The following is a 17,071-nucleotide window of genomic DNA, read 5'->3' as shown; positions in this document are numbered from 1 at the left end:
ATGTCGATTTCGGGCACGCCCGCCACCTGGCTGCGCAGGCCCAGCTCGGTGAACTGGGGCACGGCCCGGATGCCCGAACGGCCCGTGCGCAGCGCGACCTCCACGGTCCGCAGATCATTGCCGATGCACGAGACGATGCCCGCGCCCGTGATCACCACCCGCCGCTTGTTCATCCGCCGCCCTCGCCGTTCGCATCGCGCAGGAACAGGCCGACGCGCAGGTCGCGCGCCACGTAGATTTCCTGGCCGTCGGCCAGCAGCCGCGCATCGCCAATGGCCATGTTCAGCTTGCGCTTGATGACGCGCTTGATGTCGATCTCGTATGTGACGCGTTTCACGTCGGGCCCGACTTCGCCGCTGAACTTGACCTCGCCGGCGCCCAGCGCGCGCCCGCGTCCCGGCAAGCGCAGCCAGGTCAGGTAGAAGCCGATCAGCTGCCACATGGCGTCGAGTCCCAGGCAGCCAGGCATCACCGGGTCGCCCTGGAAGTGGCAGGCAAAGAACCACAGGTCCGGCTTGACGTCCAGTTCGGCGACGATTTTCCCCAGTCCGTGCGCGCCGCCATCGCTGTCGATGTGCGTGATGCGGTCGAACATCAGCATCGGCGGCAGCGGCAGGCGCCCCGCCGCGGGACCAAACAGACGGCCCTCGCCGGAGGCGATCAGCTGCTCGTACGAAAAGGATTCGGCCATCTGCTTATTTTGCCTGACGCCGCGCACGCCGCTCCGGCAGCGGCACGCCGCGCTCCGCGGGGACTCCCGCGCGGCCTGCCGCGCGCCGCGGCGTCGCGGGCCTTGCCACTCCGGGGTGCCTCGCGTGCCCGGCCGGTCGGGCATCGGGCCCGCGAGGTCCATTCATTCATCTCGGCGGTCTCGCACGATGGCGGCGCCCACCACCAGCAGGCAGCCGAGCCACAGCGGCCACAGCCCCGCACGGGCCGTCCACCAGGCGTAGGGCGTGATGCCGCGGCGGCCCTCGAAGCGGCCCTGCAGCACGCCGCGCGTGGCGCTCGGCAGGCGTTGCGTGACCTGGCCCTGGTGATCGATGATGGCGGTGGCGCCGGTGTTGGTGGCGCGCAGCACCGGGCGCGCGAATTCGAGCGCGCGCATGCGGCTGATCGCCAGGTGCTGGTCGATCGCCACGGTGTCGCCGAACCAGGCGATGTTGCTCAGGTTGACCAGCGCCGTCGGTGCCTGCGCCGGGTCGGCAAAGCGCGCCGCCAGTTCCTCGCCGAACAGATCCTCGTAGCAGATGTTGGGCGCCAGAAGCTGACCCTGCCAGGCAAACGAGGCCTGACCGAGCGCGCCGCGGTTGAAGTCGCCCAGGGGAATGTGCATCAGGCGCACGAACCAGCGGAACAGCGGCGGGATGAATTCCCCAAACGGCACCAGATGCTGCTTGTCGTAGCGGTAGGGTGGGTCCTGCCCCGGCGCCAGGCCAAGCGCCGAATTGGTGTAGCCCTCTGCCGCGTTGCCCAGCGGTGCGCCCAGCAGCGCCGCCTGGCCGCCGCCGGCAAAGCGCGCCACCAGCGCCTCCCAGTAGCCTGGCGGCAGGTCGCCCGGCAGCAGCGGCAGGGCGGTTTCCGGTGCCACCACCAGGGTCGCGGCATTGGCCTGCCACTGCGCGCCGTACCAGCGCAGGGCGTCGGCAACGCCGGTGCCGGGCACGAATTTCTCGTCCTGCGGGATGTTGCCCTGCAGCAGCGCGACCTCCATCGGCGCGCCTGTGCCCGCACCGAGCGCGGGCAGCCACAGGGGCTTGAGCAGGCCCCAGCCGAGGACCAGCACGGCGCCGAGTGCCGCCACCCCGCCGGGCCGCGTGCGACGCGCCAGCAGCAGGGCCGCCAGCGCGGCCAGCCAGGCCGCGAGCAGGCCGATGCCGTACACGCCCAGCAGCGGCGCCCAGGCAGCCAGCACGCCATCGACGTGGGCGTAGCCGCCCGCGCCCCAGGGAAAGCCGGTGAACCAGCGGCCGCGCGCCAGTTCGGCCAGGGTCCAGAGCGTGGCGAACAGCAGGGCCTGCCAGCCCGGTCGGGACGCGGGGCCGGCGTGCGCGCACAGCGCGGCAAACACGCCACAGGCCAGCGCGTAGTACAGGGCGAGCAGCCCCGCCAGCGCCAGCACCGCCAGCACCGCCAGCCAGGCCGCGAGGCCGCCATAGGTGTGCATCGAGATGTAGAGCCACCAGAAGGTGCCGGCCAGCCAGGCCAGGGCGAACAGCCAGCCGAGCAGCGCCGCGCGCCGCCGGGGGGCGGCGACGCTGCGGCCGCCGCACTGCAGCAGCGCCACCAGCAGGGCCAGGCTGGCGAGCTGCAACCAGCCGTGCGGTTGGCCGGTCAGCGGGTCGGCGATGGACAGCGCCTGCAGCGCGCCGGCCAGCAGGGCGAGCAGTGCCGCGGCAGGCGTGGTGCCCGCGCGCCGCTCAGCCGGCATCTTGCGGCGCGCGCGCGACCTTGAACCAGCGCACCGCACCGCCCTTGGTGTGCAGCACGACGAAGTCCAGCGTGCCCATGCGGAAGCGCTCGCCACGGCTGGGCACGTGGCCCAGCTCGTGGGCGATCAGGCCGCCCAGGGTGTCGAACTCGACTTCCAGGTCGCTGTCCGGATCGACCCCGAGCTGCACCCCGAACGAGGCATTGAACTGCGCCAGCGGCGTGCCGCCGGCCACGCGCCAGGTGTGGTCGGCCAGGGCGAAGATGTCACCCTCGTCGGTGTCGATGTCGAACTCGTCCTCGATCTCGCCGACGATTTCCTCGAGCACGTCCTCGATCGTCACCAGGCCCGCGGTGCGGCCGAATTCGTCAACCACGATGGCCAGGTGGTTGCGCGTGGCGCGGAACTCGCGCAGCAGGTCGTTCAGGCCCTTGCTTTCGGGGATGAACACGGGCGGGCGCAGCAGGGTGCGCACGTTCAGCGTGGGCGAGCGCTGGAGCTTCAGCAGGTCCTTGGCCAACAGGATGCCGATCACGTTCTCGCGCTCGCCCTGGTAGACCGGGAAGCGCGAGTGCGCGGTGGTGATGACCTGGCCCAGCAGGGTATCGTAGGGCGCGTCGATGTCCAGCAGGTCCATGCGCGGCGCCGCGACCATGACGTCGCCCGCGGTCTGGTCCGACAGGCGCAGCACGCCCTCCAGCATGACGCGGCTTTCCGCGTCGATCAGCGCCTTGTCCTGCGCCTCGGCCAGGGTCTCGATCAGCTCGTCGGTCGAATCCGGGCCCGGCTTGATGAATTCGACCAGTCGCTGCAGCAGGCTGCGCTTGTCTTCGCGCTCGCCGGGGCGCGCGGGATGGGGGGCGGGCAAGGTGGAGGTCGCAGGGCGTGCGCGGGTTGGGATCGACGAAGGATAGCGGATATGTCGGCGCCACTGCAACGGCGCCGCCCACGCGCTGGCACCCGTGGCACGCGGCTTGTGGCGTCTTCGTCAGGCGCCCGTTGGCGGCGCGTCGTCGTCGCTGGGAGGGCTGCCCAGCACGTCGCGCCAGGTCGAAGCCTCGCTCTTGAGCCAGTAGTCCACGTGGCCGACGTGGTCCGCCAGCAACTGGTCGAGCCGTGTCCGGAAATTGGCGGCGGGCAGGTGCAGGTGCGCCTCGCTCTCGCTGCCGGCGCGCTCGATCTGCGCGCCCGCCTTGCGCGCGATGTGCAGCATGGCGGCGTTTTCGCTCAGCGCCTGGATGTAGAGCGTGTCGACGCCGTGGTTGATGGCGTGCAGCGCCGCGCGCTCGAACAGCAGCGCGCCGTAGCCCCGTCCGCGTGCGTGGCGGGCGACGGAAACGCCGAACTCGGCAAACCCGGCCTGGGCCAGGTCGTGCGGGTGGGCCAGGTGCGCCATTGCGATCAGTTCGAGCTTGCGGTTGAAGATGCCGAACACCTGGTCACGCTCGAAGTCGAGCCCCTCGACGTAGCGCCGGATCTGCTCGTCGCTGGCGGCATAGCCGAAGCGCAGGTAGCGGTCGTGCGCCTCGAGCTGCAGCAGGTGCCACAGGATCTGCGGGCGGTAGCGCGCGCCGATCTCGCGAATCGGGACCAGGCCCGCACTCTTCGGCAGGGCTTCCAGGCCGGCCGCCGATGGCTTCCGGGCCGACGCCGCGCCTGCATGGCGGGAAAAAGTGGAAGTGTCCATGCGCTTCATGTTAGGGGCTGGCCCTAGAGTTGCCACTCCAAACACCGGGTTTTCCCTGGAGTCGGCACTCAAAACCGGGCCGATTTCACGTGCCGCGGGCAGGCTGGGTGCGGGCAGGGCTCAGATCGGCAGGGCCGTGGTGGATTTGACACGGTCCATCACGAAACTCGTCTTGCAGTCCTGCACCGCCGGATGGCGCAGCAACGTGTCGAGCATGAAACGCGAGTAGGCGCGCATGTCCTGCACCACCAGGCGCAGCAGGAAATCCATCTCGCCCGTCAGCGCCGCGCACTCGACCACTTCGGGCCAGCCTTGCACGCTGGCACGGAATTCGTCCATCGGATTGCGCTTGCCGTGGTCCTCGCGCTTCTCCAGGCGCACGTTGACGTAGGCCACCAGGCCCAGGCCGAGCGCCTCGGGCCGCAGCAGGGCGACGGTGCGGTCGATGATGCCGACTTCTTCCAGGCGCTTGATGCGCCGCAGCACCGCGCTGGCCGACAGGCCGACCTGTTCACCGATGGCTTCGCAGGTCTCGCGCCCATCTTCCTGCAGGCGCTGCAGGATGGCGCGGTCGAGGCGGTCCAGCGAAGTACTTGCCATGATTTTTCATCTTAGCGCAATTCGCTGAAATTCGGATGAAAAGCGCGGCCGACTTCGGTTTGTCGCAAAATTCCAGCGCACCGTCCCGCATTCTTCGATGATTCCCGGTAAATCGATGCTTGACGCAGGACAAGAACGCCGAAATCCTGAGCCACGAACGCTCTACATTGAAGGGTTCCGCCTTCGTCGCACGATTTCAAGGAGACTGCCGCCATGCCTGCATCCAACGCCCCTGCTCCCACCGGCGCCGCCTGGGACAATCCCATGGGCACCGACGGCTTCGAGTTCATCGAGTACGCCGCGCCCGATCCCAAGGCGATGGGGGCGCTGTTCGAGCGCATGGGCTTCACGGCGGTGGCGCGGCATCGGCGCAAGGACGTGACGCTGTATCGCCAGGGCGAGATCAACTTCATCCTCAATGCCGAGCCGGACAGCTTCGCCCAGCGCTTCGCGCGCCTGCACGGCCCCAGCATCTGCGCCATCGCCTTCCGCGTGGCGGACGCCAAGGCGGCCTACGAGCGTGCCATCAGCCTGGGCGCCTGGGGCTATGCCGGGCACGCCAATCCGGGCGAGCTCAACATCCCGGCGATCAAGGGCATCGGCGACTCGATCATCTACCTGATCGACCGCTGGCGCGGCAAGAACGGCGCGCAGGAAGGCGACATCGGCAACATCGGCTTCTACGACGTCGATTTCGAGCCGCTGCCGGGCATCAAGGGCGGCGCCGCCGTCAGTCCCGAGGGCTACGGCATGACGGTGATCGACCACCTCACGCACAACGTGCACAAGGGCCGCATGGACGAATGGGCCGGCTTCTACGAGCGCATCTTCAACTTCCGCGAGATCCGCTACTTCGACATCGAGGGCCAGGCCACCGGCGTCAAGAGCAAGGCCATGACCAGCCCCTGCGGCAAGATCCGCATCCCGATCAACGAAGAGGGCAACGAGCAGGCCGGCCAGATCCAGGAGTACCTGGACCTCTACAAGGGCGAGGGCGTGCAGCACATCGCGCTGGCCTGCAAGGACATTTACCACGCGGTCGACCAGCTCGGGCTGGCCGGCGTCAAGCTGCTGGACACCAGCGACACCTACTACGAGCTGCTGCCCAGGCGCATCCCGGACCTGAAGGAGCCGATTGCCGAGCTCAGGTCGCGCAACATCCTGGTCGACGGTCGCGAGGGCGAGTTGCTGCTGCAGATCTTCAGTGAAAACCAGCTTGGCCCGATCTTCTTCGAGTTCATCCAGCGCAAGGGCAACGAGGGCTTCGGCGAGGGCAACTTCAAGGCCCTGTTCGAGACCATGGAGCTCGACCAGATGCGCCGCGGCGTCCTGAAATCGAATGACGGATGACGAATGACCGCGCCGCTGCGCGTCCCGGTGACCGCGGCTGCGCCGCCATGACCGGCACCGAGCGCTTCGCGGCGTCCGGTCGTTGCGTCATGCATGCCGTGTGAGCGGCGAAGTCATCGAGCAGGGCGCAGTCACTGACCCGCACCGCCGCGCGGCAAGCCGAAGGCCAGCGCGCCCAGCGCGCCCTGGGCGAGCGCGTAGCCGCCGTAGATCAGGCCGGCCCCGACGGCGGCGGCGGGGATGACACCAAACGGCGCCAGCGCCGCAGCCGCAGCGGCTTCGCGCGTGCCCCAGCCGCCGACGCTCACGGGCAGGGCCGCCATCAGGAAGATCGGCGCGCTGGCAAAGGCCCACACCGCCAGCGGCTGCACGATGCCCAGGGCCAGCGCGGCGGCCGCCAGCGCGGCGGCGGACAGCGCTTGCACCGCGGCCGAGGCCAGTGCCTGCAGCCGCAGTTGCGCACCGTAGTCGGGCCGCAGCGCGGCCTCGCGCAGCGGGTTCAACCAGCGCGCCCAGCGCGCCGCCGGGGCGCGGCGCAGCAGTGGCGGCAGGGCCCACGGCAAGGCCAGCCAGAGCGTGCTGCCCGCCAGCAGCAGCAGGGCCAGTGGGCGCGCCGGCAGGTGCAACCACGGCCCGAGCGCGCTGCTGCAGGCCGCAGCGCCCCAGCCGCCGATGGCGCACAGCATCCACAGGCCGCTGACGCGGTCGAGCACCACCGAGGCGCCCGCCAGGCGCGTGCTGCTGCCGCTGCGCTGCAGCGCGAGCGCCCGGTAGACGTCGCCGCCCAACACGGCGCCGGGCAGCAGCGCGTTCAGTCCGATGGCCTGGAAGTACCAGCGACACGCGTCGGCGCGGCCCAGCTCGCCCCCCAGCCAGCGCGTCAGCGCGCGCCAGCGCAGCGCGGAGACGGCATTGGCCGCCAGCGCCGCCAGCAGGCCGGCCAGCAGCCAGGCCGGGTCGGCGCGCGCCAGCTCGGCCAGCACGCGCGCGGGCCTGGCCAGCAGCACGACGGCAGCCAGCAGCGCCAGGCCGAGCAGGCCGCGCAGCCAGGTCTTGACGCGATCAGCTTTCACCGCCAGGCATGGGGGGCGAGTGACCGAATGGCCTCGCCGCGCTTGGATGACGCGCCTGCCGCGCATGGCAGGTCATCGTCGGGCTCGCATCGGTCATTCGGTGGCGCCAACGCGGATCGGCCCAGTCAGGCCCTTGTGTTGATGGCGGTTGCCGCTTGTCCGGCCGGTGCTGCGGGCGGATTCCCTGTCTCGTCCGGCCGGTATTCCTCGGCGTGAAATTGCGGCGCGCCGCCGGCCTCATGGTAGATGCGGATCAGCAGTTCGCCGATCAGTCCGGCGGCGATCAGCTGCGCGCCCATCAGCAGCAGCATCACGCCCACCAGCAGCAGCGGCCGGTCGCCGATGTCGTGGCCCATGAACTTCCACAGCAGCAGCCACGCCAGGATCAGCACGCCCGGCGCTGTCAGCCACAGGCCGAGCCCGCCGAAGGCGTGCAGCGGCCGCTGGCGGTAGCGCAGGAAGAACACCACCAGGATGAGGTCGAGGATGACGCGGAAGGTGCGGTCGATGCCGTACTTGGAGACGCCGTGCGTGCGCGCATGGTGGCGCACCGGCACCTCGGCGATGCGCGCGCCGGCGTCCTTGGCCAGCGAGGGGATGAAGCGGTGCAACTCCCCGTACAGGCGGATGCGGTCGATGATCGGGCGCCGGTAGGCCTTGAGCGCGCAGCCGTAGTCGTGCAAATGCACGCCGGTGGCACGCGAGATCAACCGGTTGGCGATGCGCGACGGCAGCTTGCGCGAAATCTCGGCGTCCTGCCGGTTCTGGCGCCAGCCGCTCACCACGTCGATCTCGGAGTCGGTCTCCAGGCGCTCGAGCAGCAGCGGGATGTCGCCCGGCTCGTTCTGCAGGTCGGCGTCCAGCGTCACCACGTAGCGCCCGCGCACGCGGTCGAAGCCGGCCTGCAGCGCGCTCGACTGGCCGTAGTTGCGCACCAGCAGCACCACGCGCAGCCACGGGTGCTTGGCCGCCAGCTCGCGCAGGCGCGCGCGGCTGCCGTCGCTGGAGCCGTCATCGACGGCAATCAGCTCGAACGTGAGCGGCTGCGTGTGCATCGCGCGGCCGACGCGCTCGATCAGTTGCGGCAGGTTGTCGTACTCGTTGTAGATCGGCACGACGATCGAGACATCGGGCGCGGGGTGCGGGGAAGGGGCGTCGGTCATGTCGCGAAGCGGGCCGGCAGGGATAATAGCCGCCGCCATTGTGCCTTGGGCCGCGCGCCGGCCCGCCGTGCCTGGCCTTGCGTACCCCATGAACGTCCCCGCCCGCTCCGATGCCCGCCCGCTGGCCTGGCCGCTGGCGCACCCGCTTGCCTGGTTCGCGCTGCTGGCGCTGGCGCAGGTCGCCGTGCGGCTTGTCGTTTCGCCCGCGCTCAAGTGGGACGAGGCCGAGCAAATGCTGTGGTCGCAGCAGATCCTGCCCGGCTACGGGCCGCAACCGCCGCTCTACACCTGGCTGCAGTGGGCAATGAACGGCCTGCTCGGGCCGAGCGTGCTGTCGCTGGCGGTGCTCAAGCAGGGCTTGCTGGCTCTCACCTACGGCTTCATGTGGCTGGGCGCGCGCGAAGTGCTCGGCCCGCGCGCGGCGTTCTGGGCTTCGGCCGGCATGGTGTTGCTTCCGGCGCTGGGCTGGTTTTCGATCCGTGACCAGACCCACACCATCCTGGTCAGCACCATGGCCTGCGGCGCCTGGTGGATGCTGATCCGCATCGTGCGTCACCAGCGGCCGGCGGATTTCGCCTGGCTGGGGCTGTTTTGCGGCCTGGGCATGCTGGCCAAGTACAACTTCGCTCTGTTTGCCGCGGCGCTGCTGCTGGCCGCGCTCACGGTGCCCGAGGCGCGCCGCGCCCTGCTGGCGCGCGGCTGGTGGTGGGCGCCGCTGGTGGCGCTGCTGGTGGTGCTGCCGCACTCGCTGTGGCTGCTGCACCATGTGCAGGAGGCCACCAGCGGCACGCTACGCAAGATGGAGATGGGCCGCTTCGACTCGATCGGCCGGGGCTTGCTCAAACTGACGCAAAGCTGGGTCGGCTCCGTGCTGCTGTGGTCGCTGGCCGCGCTGGCTGCGTTTGGCGCCGCCTGGTGGCGGCCGCCGCGCTCCGACGGCGGTGCCGATCCGGCGCGCACGCGCTGGCTGGCGCAGCTCGGCGGGTGCTACCTGCTGCTGGTCACGCTGCCGCTGCTGGCCATGGTGCTGTTGGCCCATGTGACCAGTTTTCGTGATCGCTGGCTGCTGCCGCTGCTGTGTGGCTTTCCACTGATCGCCATGGCCTGGCGGCCACAGCTCGACTTCGACCCGCGTGGACGGCGCCTGAGCGGGGCCATCATCGGCTTTGCCTTGCTCACGGTGCTGGTGGCCGGCGTGCGCCCCTGGATCGCCGCGCGCCTGCCGCCGTTCGACGAGCTGAACCACCCGATCGCCAAGCTCGCCGATGCCTTGCGCGGCGCGGGCTACGACGGCAAGAGCCCGATCCTGGGCGCCGACCACATGCTGGCCGGCGCGCTGCGCACGCGCTTTCCGGCCGCGCCCATTTACGCCTGCGGTTTCGACGAAGCCGCCGCTCCCTGCCTGCGCGACTTCCTGGCCGACCCGGTCCGGCGCGACGGCGGCTGGCTCGTGATCTCGCGCGCCGACCGGCTCGCTCCGAACTGGTGGGCCCAGGCGCTGCAGGCGATGCCCGCGGCCAGCGCGGCGGCCGGCGTGCACCAGATCGAACTGCCCTACCTCATGGCCCCCGCCGGTGCGCCGCTGGCGCGCTACGACTATCTGTGGCATCCGGCCGCCGCCCAGCCATGAGCGGACCCATCCTGCTCATTGGGTGTGGCGCGCTTGCTCTGGGCGCGCTGCGTTTTCTTCACCGATTGCGAGTCTGACCGAACATGAAAGTCACCGTATTTGGCACCGGCTACGTCGGCCTGGTGCAGGGCGCCGTGCTGGCCGACGTCGGCCACCAGGTGGTGTGCGTGGACATCGACGAGGCCAAGGTTGCCGCCCTGCGCGCCGGCCGCATCCCGATCCACGAACCCGGGCTGGCGCCGCTGGTGGTGCAAAACCAGCAGGCCGGACGCCTGGCCTTCACCACCGACGCCGCTGAAGGCGTGGCGCACGGCGAACTGATCTTCCTGGCCGTGGGCACGCCGCCGGGCGAAGATGGCAGCGCCGACCTGCGGCACGTGCTGGCGGTGGCGCGCAGCATCGCCGCCCACATGGACGGGCCGCGCACCCTTGTTAACAAGTCCACGGTGCCCGTGGGAACGGCCGACCAGGTGGCCGAGGCCGTGCGCGCGGGGCTGGCCACGCGCGGGGTGGAGCACGCGTTCGAGGTCGTCTCCAATCCCGAATTCCTCAAGGAAGGCGCGGCCGTGGCCGACTGCCAGCGGCCCGACCGCATCGTCATCGGCACCGGCAGCCCGGTGGCCGAGCGCCAGATGCGCGAGCTGTACGCGCCCTTCAACCGCAACCACGACCGCATGGTGGTGATGGATGTGAGGAGCGCCGAGCTGACCAAGTACGCCGCCAATGCCATGCTGGCCACCAAGATTAGCTTCATCAACGAGATCGCCGGCCTGGCCGAGTGCCTGGGCGCCGACGTCGAGGCGGTGCGCCGCGGCATCGGCAGCGATCCGCGCATCGGCTACCACTTCATCTACCCCGGCATGGGCTATGGCGGCAGCTGCTTTCCCAAGGACGTCAAGGCGCTGATCCGCACCGCGCAGTCGGTCGGCTTCGCGCCCGCGCTGCTGCAGGCGGTGCAGCAGCGCAACGAGGCCCAGCGCCGCGTGCTGGGCGAGCGCATCGTCGCGCACTACGGCGCCGGCCTGCGCGGCAAGACCATCGCCGTGTGGGGCCTGGCCTTCAAGCCCGAGACCGACGACATGCGCGAGGCGCCCAGCCGCACCCTGCTGGCGCAGCTGTGGGACGCCGGCGCCCGGGTGCGCGCGCACGACCCGGTGGCCATGGACGAAGCGCGCCGCCTGTTTGGCAAGCGGCCCGACCTGGTGCTGTGCGACACGCCGGCGCAGGCGCTCGAGGGCGCCGACGCGCTGGCCATCGTGACCGAATGGAAGGCCTTTCGCGTGCCCGACTTCAGACAGATGGCGCGGCTGCTGGCCGACCGCATGGTCTTTGATGGTCGCAACCTGTACGAGCCGGCGGTGCTGGCGCGCCATGGCCTGGGCTATGTCTGCATCGGCCGACCGGCCGCTGCGCCGCCGCGCGCCCCGGGCGATGGCACCGCTTGAGCGCGCGGCGGCGCCGGCGCGGCGCCGGTGGCTGGTCCTGGCACCGGCCGCCTTGCTGGCGGCGTGCGCGGGCGACTGGCTGGGCGCGCGCTCGATCACGCTGCCGCGCCAGCGCCTGCAGGACGCCATCGCGCGCAGTTTTCCGGTGCAGCGCGGCATCGGCGGCCTGGTCGAGCTGAGCCTGCAGGCGCCCGCGCTGACGCTGCGGCCCGAGCGCAACCGCCTGGGGCTGGCCCTGGACTGGGTGCTGACCGAGCCGCCGGACGGGCGCCGCCTGGCCGGCCACCTGGCGCTGGACTTCGGCCTGCGCTATGACGCCGAGGCGGGCGCCATCCGCATGGTGGACGTGCGGGTGAGCGAGATCGACGCCGAGGCGCTCGACCCTGCGCCGCGCGCGCTGCTGGCCCGGCTGGCGCCGCCGCTGCTCGGGCAGTTGCTGTCGGGGCAGGTGCTCTACCGGGTGCCGGCCGAGCCCTTGGCGCGGGCACGCCAGCGCGGGCTGCAGGTGCGCGCGCTGACGGTTCTGCCCGATGCGCTGCGCCTTGATCTGGATTCAGCTCAGGGCGATTGAAAGCCGCGCCGGCGTGGTGCCGGATTTCAGGTAATAAGTGGCTCCAGAGCTTGACTGACAAGCGCTGGAAGCTACTGAAAGGATAGTATCCGGAAGGTTTTGACTCCGCGTAATATCGGCACATGGGCCGGCGACGGCGCGCCCCACGCATGGGGGCGGCTGTCGGCCGCAAGCGATCCGGCTCGAACTCGACCTTATCCCGAACCGAGCCACAGGAGTTTTTGCGCATGAGCACGCCGTCCACCATCATCTACACCCTGACCGACGAGGCGCCCGCGCTGGCCACCGCGTCGCTGCTGCCGATCGTGCGCACCTTTGCCAGGGCCGCCGGCGTCGAGGTGGCGACCAGCGACATCTCGCTGGCCACGCGCATCCTGGGGCAGTTTCCCGAATTCCTGAGCGAGGCGCAGCGCGTTCCCGACAACCTGGCCGAGCTGGGCAAGCTCACGCTCAAGCCCGAGGCCAACATCATCAAGCTGCCCAACATCAGCGCCACGGTGGCGCAGCTCAAGGCCGCCATCAAGGAGCTGCAGGACAAGGGCTACAAGCTGCCCGACTATCCCGACAACCCGAAGGATGAGAAGGACAGGGACATCCGCGCGCGCTACGACAGGTGCACCGGCAGCGCCGTCAACCCGGTGATTCGCCAGGGCAACTCCGACCGCCGCGCGCCCAAGGCCGTGAAGGACTACGCGCGCAAGCACCCGCACAAGATGGCCGAGTGGAGCGCCGCATCGCGCACCCATGTCTCGCACATGAAGCGCGGCGATTTCTACAACGACGAGCTGTCGATCACGCTGGATAGGGCGCGCGAGGTGCGCATGGAGCTGGTCACGCGAAGCGGCAAGACCCTGGTGCTCAAGCCCAAGGTCGCGCTGGAGGACCGTGACGTGATCGACTCGATGTTCTTCAGCAAGAAGGCGCTGATCGAGTTCTACCAGGAGCAGATCGACGACGCGCGCAAGACCGGCGTCATGTTCTCGCTGCACGTCAAGGCCACCATGCTCAAGATCTCGCACCCGATCGTGTTCGGCCACTGCGTGCGCGTGTTCTACAAGGACGCGTTCGCCAAGCACCAGAAACTGTTTGACGAGCTGGGCGTCAACGTCAACAACGGCATGGTCGATCTGTACGACAAGATCGCCCAGCTGCCCAAGAGCGTGCAGGACGAGATCCGCGCCGATCTGCACGCCTGCCACGCCAACGGCCCCGAGCTGGCCATGGTCGACTCGGACAAGGGCATCACCAACTTCCACTCGCCCAACGACGTCATCGTCGACGCCTCGATGCCGGCCATGATCCGCAACGGCGGCAAGATGTACGGCGCCGACGGGCGTCTCAAGGAGGTGAAGGCGGTGATGCCCGAGTCGACCTTCGCCCGCATCTACCAGGAGATGATCAACTTCTGCAAGTGGCACGGCGCGTTCGACCCGGCCACCATGGGCACCGTGCCCAACGTCGGCCTGATGGCCCAGGGCGCCGAGGAGTACGGCTCGAACGACAAGACCTTCGAGATCCCGGAGGCCGGCACTGTCAACATCACCGACAACGCGACGGGCGAGGTGCTGCTGACGCAGCAGGTCGAGCCGGGCGACATCTGGCGCATGTGCCGCACCACCGACGCGGCGATCCGCGACTGGGTCAAGCTGGCCGTCACGCGCGGCCGCCAGTCGGGCATGCCGGTGATCTTCTGGCTCGACCCGTATCGCCCGCACGAGAACCAGCTCATCACCAAGGTCAGGATGTACCTGAACGAGCACGACACCAAGGGCCTGGACATCCAGATCATGAGCCAGGTACGTGCCATGCGTTACACGCTCGAACGCGTGGTGCGGGGCCTGGACACCATCAGCGCCACCGGCAACATCCTGCGCGACTACCTGACCGACCTGTTCCCGATCATGGAACTGGGCACCTCGGCCAAGATGCTGTCGATCGTGCCGATGCTGGCCGGTGGCGGCATGTACGAGACCGGCGCCGGTGGTTCCGCGCCCAAGCATGTCGAGCAGCTGGTCGAGGAAAACCACCTGCGCTGGGACTCGCTGGGCGAGTTCCTGGCGCTCGCGGTCAGCCTGGAGGAGCTCGGCATCAAGAACGGCAACGCCCAGGCCAAGCTGCTCGCGCAGACGCTGGACGCCGCCACCGGCAAGCTGCTGGACGAGGACAAGAGCCCGCGCCGCAAGACCGGCGAGCTCGACAACCGCGGCAGCCACTTCTACCTCGCGCTCTACTGGGCCCAGGCGCTGGCCGCGCAGACCGAGGACAAGGAACTGGCGGCGCGCTTCAAGCCGCTGGCCGAGACGCTGGCCGCGAACGAGCAGAAGATCGTCGACGAACTGGCCGCGGTGCAGGGTCATGCGGTCGACATCGGTGGCTACTACAAGACCGATGCCGCCAAGACCGCCGCCGTGATGCGCCCGAGCCAGACCTTCAACGCGGCGCTGGCGGCCGTTGCCGCCTGAGCCTGGCGATCGACCGGCCTGGCAGCGTGGCCAGGCCGGCACACACACCATGACTGCGGAGATATCCATGCCCAACACCCATTTGCGCATCGGCCACGGCGCGCACCCGGTGATCGCCCTGCACGGCTGGTTCGGTCACGCGCACGGCTGGGGGCCGTTCACCCAGCACCTGAGCGGCCGCGACTTCAGCTACGCCTTCATGGACCAGCGCGGCTATGGCGGCATGCGTGGCTCGGGCGGCCCCTATACGGTCGAGCAGATCGCGCAGGACGCGCTGGCGCTGGCCGACCACCTCGGATGGCAACGCTTCTCGCTGATCGGCCATTCGATGGGCGGCAGCGCCATCCAGCAGGTGCTGGTGGCCGCACCCGAGCGTGTGCGTGCGCTGGTCGCGGTGACGCCGGTGCCTGCCACCGGCGCACCGATGGACGAGCAGGGCTGGCAGCTCTTCAGCGCCGCCGGCAGCGACCCGCAGGCGCGTCGCGCCATCATCGACTTCACGACCGGCAACCGGCTCACCGGCACCTGGCTGGATGCGATGGTCGCCAGCACCCGCGGCAACTCGGACGACGAGGCCGTCGCCGCCTACATGCCCTCCTGGGCGAAGACCGCCTTCGTCGAGAGGATCCAGGGCCAGCCACTGCCGGTGCTGGTGCTGCCCGGCGAGCACGACCCGGCGCTGGGCGAGGCCACCTGCCGCGCCACCTGGATGCAGCACTATCCGAACGCCCGGCTCGAGGTCGTGCGCAACGCCGGACACTATCCGATGGACGAGACGCCGGTGATCCTGGCCACCCTGATCGAGCAGTTCCTGGCCGGCGTGCCGGCCTGAGCACCGCGCTTCAAGGCGCCGGGATGGTCAGCCCGCGCTGCACCGCCGGGCGTGCGAGGAACACCTCGAGCACGCGCTGCACCTGCTTGAAGCGCTCGTAGCCGACCAGCTCGCCCGCCTCGTAGAAGCCCACCAGGTTGCGCACCCAGGGAAAGATCGCGATGTCGGCGATGCTGTAGTCGTGGCCCAGCATCCAGTCGCGGCCCTGCAGGTGGCGGTCCAGCACGCCCAGCAGGCGCGCGCTCTCGGCGACATAGCGGTCGCGCGGGCGCTTGTCCTCCCAGTCCTTGCCGGCGAACTTGTTGAAGAAGCCGACCTGGCCGAACATCGGTCCCTGGCCGCCCACCTGCCACATCAGCCACTGCAGCGTGTGCAGGCGCGCGACCGGATCGCTGGACAGCAGCTGCCCGCTCTTCTCGGCGAGATAGACCAGGATCGCGCCCGACTCCCACAGCGCCAGCGGCTGGCCGCCCGGACCATCGGGGTCGATGATGGCCGGGATCTTGTTGTTCGGATTCAGCGACAGGAACTCGGGCGAGAGCTGGTCCTGGGTGTCGAAGCTGACCCGGTGCGGTTCGTACGGCAGGCCGATCTCCTCCAGCATGATCGAGGCCTTGACGCCGTTGGGCGTGGGCAGCGAGTAGAGCTGCAGGCGATCCGGATGGCGCGCGGGCCACTTGCGGGTGACGGGAAAGTCGTTCAGTGCAGGTGCGATCATGGCGTACATGATAGGCGAGCGCAGCGGCCAGCCGGGCGGCTCGCCCGCGTCGCGCTGGTCGCGCGCCGAAGGCCGCGCCAGCCGCAGTTGGGCTACAAAGGGGCTGCCGGGCGAATGCTGGCCCGGCACAACCATTGACCTTCGAGGGATCGCATCACCATGACCCAAGCCCATCGATTCGGCGGCATCATTCCCTACCTCGTCACGCCGCTGAACACCGACGAGAGCGTCAACGCCGGGGAACTGCAGCGCATCTGCGGGCACCTGATCGACCAGGGCGTGCACGGCTTCACGCCGCTCGGCAGCACGGGCGAGGGCCCCTACCTGTCCGAAGCGGATCGCCGGATCGTGGTGCAGGCCGTGGTCGAGGCGAGCGCCGGGCGCGTTCCCGTGGTGCCGGCCGTGTTCAGCCGCACGACGCGCGGCGCGATCGAACAGGCGCGCGCTTTCGAGCGCCTGGGCGCCGACGGCATCGTGCTGACGCTGGACTCGTACTTTCCGCTGCCGCAGGCGGCGGTGAAGGACTATTTCATTGGCGTGGCCCAGGCGACCGAGCTGCCGATCATCATTTACACCAACCCGAATTTCCAGAAGGTGGACCTCGGCATCGACCTGATCGCCGAGCTGAGCCAGGACGAGAAGTTCGCCGGCCTGAAGGACGCCTCGGGCAACACCGGGCGCCTGCTGTCGATCGCCGATCGCTGCCGTCCGGGCTTCGGCATCTTCGCCGCGTCGGCGCACCTGGCGGTGAGCGTCATGCTGCTCGGAGGCCAGGGGCTGTTCGCCGGCCCGGCCTGCGTGCTGGCGCGTGAGAACGTACAGCTCTACGACTTGTGCCGGGCCGGACACTGGGAGCAGGCGATGGCGTTGCAGAAGGTGTTGTGGCGCTTCAGCGAGGCCTTCGCCGCCTACAACCTCGCGGCCTGCACCAAGGCCGCGCTGGAGCACCAGGGCTTCGCACCCGGCAACCCGCTGGCGCCGCAACCGCCGCTGTCGGCCGAAGTCAGGCAGCGCATCGGGCAGATTCTCTCGCAGGTCCAGGCGGAGGCAAGGGCGATCGCCACGGTCCCCCAGCGCAGCGGGTAGCCCGCGCGCCGGCTGCGGATCCT

16 protein-coding genes are annotated in these 17,071 nt (G+C 69.8%); 7 read left to right on the top strand and 9 right to left on the bottom strand.

Annotation, left to right across the window (positions count from 1 at the left end; translation table 11 throughout):
* The 6 genes from PKA16_RS05835 to PKA16_RS05810 all read right to left on the bottom strand — a co-directional run.
* Positions 1-173, bottom strand: a 173-nt coding sequence (locus tag PKA16_RS05835) for a beta-ketoacyl synthase N-terminal-like domain-containing protein (RefSeq protein WP_324401325.1), incomplete at its 3' end; no start/stop codon positions are given.
* Positions 170-691, bottom strand: coding sequence for a bifunctional 3-hydroxydecanoyl-ACP dehydratase/trans-2-decenoyl-ACP isomerase (fabA, locus tag PKA16_RS05830; protein ID WP_324401317.1), 522 nt, complete (start codon positions 689-691; stop codon positions 170-172). The genes PKA16_RS05835 and fabA, both read right to left, overlap by 4 nt.
* A gap of 162 nt (positions 692-853) precedes the next feature.
* Positions 854-2,431: an apolipoprotein N-acyltransferase gene (gene lnt, locus PKA16_RS05825; protein ID WP_324401315.1), complete on the bottom strand. Its 1,578-nt coding sequence runs from the start codon at positions 2,429-2,431 to the stop codon at positions 854-856.
* Entirely contained in the window at positions 2,421-3,299 is an 879-nt protein-coding gene (locus PKA16_RS05820; protein WP_324401313.1) for a transporter associated domain-containing protein, read from the bottom strand. The genes lnt and PKA16_RS05820 overlap by 11 nt, the downstream gene beginning before the upstream one ends.
* Positions 3,300-3,419: 120 nt before the next feature.
* The gene (locus tag PKA16_RS05815; protein ID WP_324401311.1) at positions 3,420-4,118 is read right to left on the bottom strand and encodes a GNAT family N-acetyltransferase; all 699 of its coding nucleotides are present in this window, start codon (positions 4,116-4,118) and stop codon (positions 3,420-3,422) included.
* A 120-nt stretch (positions 4,119-4,238) separates the two neighbouring features.
* Entirely contained in the window at positions 4,239-4,718 is a 480-nt protein-coding gene (locus PKA16_RS05810; protein ID WP_324401309.1) for an Lrp/AsnC family transcriptional regulator, read from the bottom strand.
* 213 nt (positions 4,719-4,931) lie between these two features.
* Between PKA16_RS05810 and hppD the strand changes: the two genes are divergently transcribed.
* Positions 4,932-6,068: a 4-hydroxyphenylpyruvate dioxygenase gene (gene hppD, locus PKA16_RS05805; RefSeq protein ID WP_324401307.1), complete on the top strand. Its 1,137-nt coding sequence runs from the start codon at positions 4,932-4,934 to the stop codon at positions 6,066-6,068.
* Positions 6,069-6,199: 131 nt separating this feature from the next.
* Here the strand turns inward: hppD and PKA16_RS05800 are convergent, their stop codons facing one another.
* The gene (locus PKA16_RS05800) at positions 6,200-7,141 is read right to left on the bottom strand and encodes a lysylphosphatidylglycerol synthase transmembrane domain-containing protein (protein WP_324401305.1); all 942 of its coding nucleotides are present in this window, start codon (positions 7,139-7,141) and stop codon (positions 6,200-6,202) included.
* A 125-nt stretch (positions 7,142-7,266) separates the two neighbouring features.
* Positions 7,267-8,304: a glycosyltransferase family 2 protein gene (locus PKA16_RS05795; RefSeq protein ID WP_324401303.1), complete on the bottom strand. Its 1,038-nt coding sequence runs from the start codon at positions 8,302-8,304 to the stop codon at positions 7,267-7,269.
* Between the two features lie 88 nt (positions 8,305-8,392).
* Here PKA16_RS05795 and PKA16_RS05790 point away from each other — a divergent pair, with 88 nt between their 5' ends.
* The 5 genes from PKA16_RS05790 (at position 8,393) to PKA16_RS05770 (ending at position 15,244) form a co-directional block, all read left to right on the top strand.
* The gene (locus PKA16_RS05790) at positions 8,393-9,934 is read left to right on the top strand and encodes a glycosyltransferase family 39 protein (RefSeq protein ID WP_324401302.1); all 1,542 of its coding nucleotides are present in this window, start codon (positions 8,393-8,395) and stop codon (positions 9,932-9,934) included.
* An 83-nt stretch (positions 9,935-10,017) separates the two neighbouring features.
* Positions 10,018-11,379, top strand: coding sequence for a UDP-glucose/GDP-mannose dehydrogenase family protein (locus PKA16_RS05785; protein WP_324401300.1), 1,362 nt, complete (start codon positions 10,018-10,020; stop codon positions 11,377-11,379).
* Positions 11,366-11,950 (top strand): hypothetical protein, encoded by a 585-nt coding sequence (locus PKA16_RS05780; RefSeq protein ID WP_324401298.1) that lies wholly within the window; start codon positions 11,366-11,368, stop codon positions 11,948-11,950. Before PKA16_RS05785 ends, PKA16_RS05780 begins: the two co-directional genes overlap by 14 nt.
* 227 nt (positions 11,951-12,177) lie before the next feature.
* Positions 12,178-14,412, top strand: coding sequence for an NADP-dependent isocitrate dehydrogenase (locus PKA16_RS05775; RefSeq protein WP_324401296.1), 2,235 nt, complete (start codon positions 12,178-12,180; stop codon positions 14,410-14,412).
* Between the two features lie 67 nt (positions 14,413-14,479).
* Positions 14,480-15,244: an alpha/beta hydrolase gene (locus PKA16_RS05770; RefSeq protein WP_324401294.1), complete on the top strand. Its 765-nt coding sequence runs from the start codon at positions 14,480-14,482 to the stop codon at positions 15,242-15,244.
* Positions 15,245-15,254: 10 nt separating this feature from the next.
* On the opposite strand, the gene PKA16_RS05765 is transcribed toward PKA16_RS05770, so the two are convergent.
* Entirely contained in the window at positions 15,255-15,962 is a 708-nt protein-coding gene (locus PKA16_RS05765; RefSeq protein ID WP_324401292.1) for a glutathione S-transferase N-terminal domain-containing protein, read from the bottom strand.
* A gap of 159 nt (positions 15,963-16,121) precedes the next feature.
* Here PKA16_RS05765 and PKA16_RS05760 point away from each other — a divergent pair, with 159 nt between their 5' ends.
* Positions 16,122-17,048, top strand: a complete 927-nt coding sequence (locus PKA16_RS05760; RefSeq protein WP_324401290.1) for a dihydrodipicolinate synthase family protein — start codon at positions 16,122-16,124, stop codon at positions 17,046-17,048.
* The last annotated feature ends 23 nt before the right edge of the window (positions 17,049-17,071 follow it).

This window comes from Ottowia sp., from assembly GCF_035325765.1.
GTDB lineage: Bacteria > Pseudomonadota > Gammaproteobacteria > Burkholderiales > Burkholderiaceae_C > Ottowia.
Note: the sequence above shows the minus strand (reverse complement) of the source record. Positions and strands in the feature narration are given on the sequence as shown.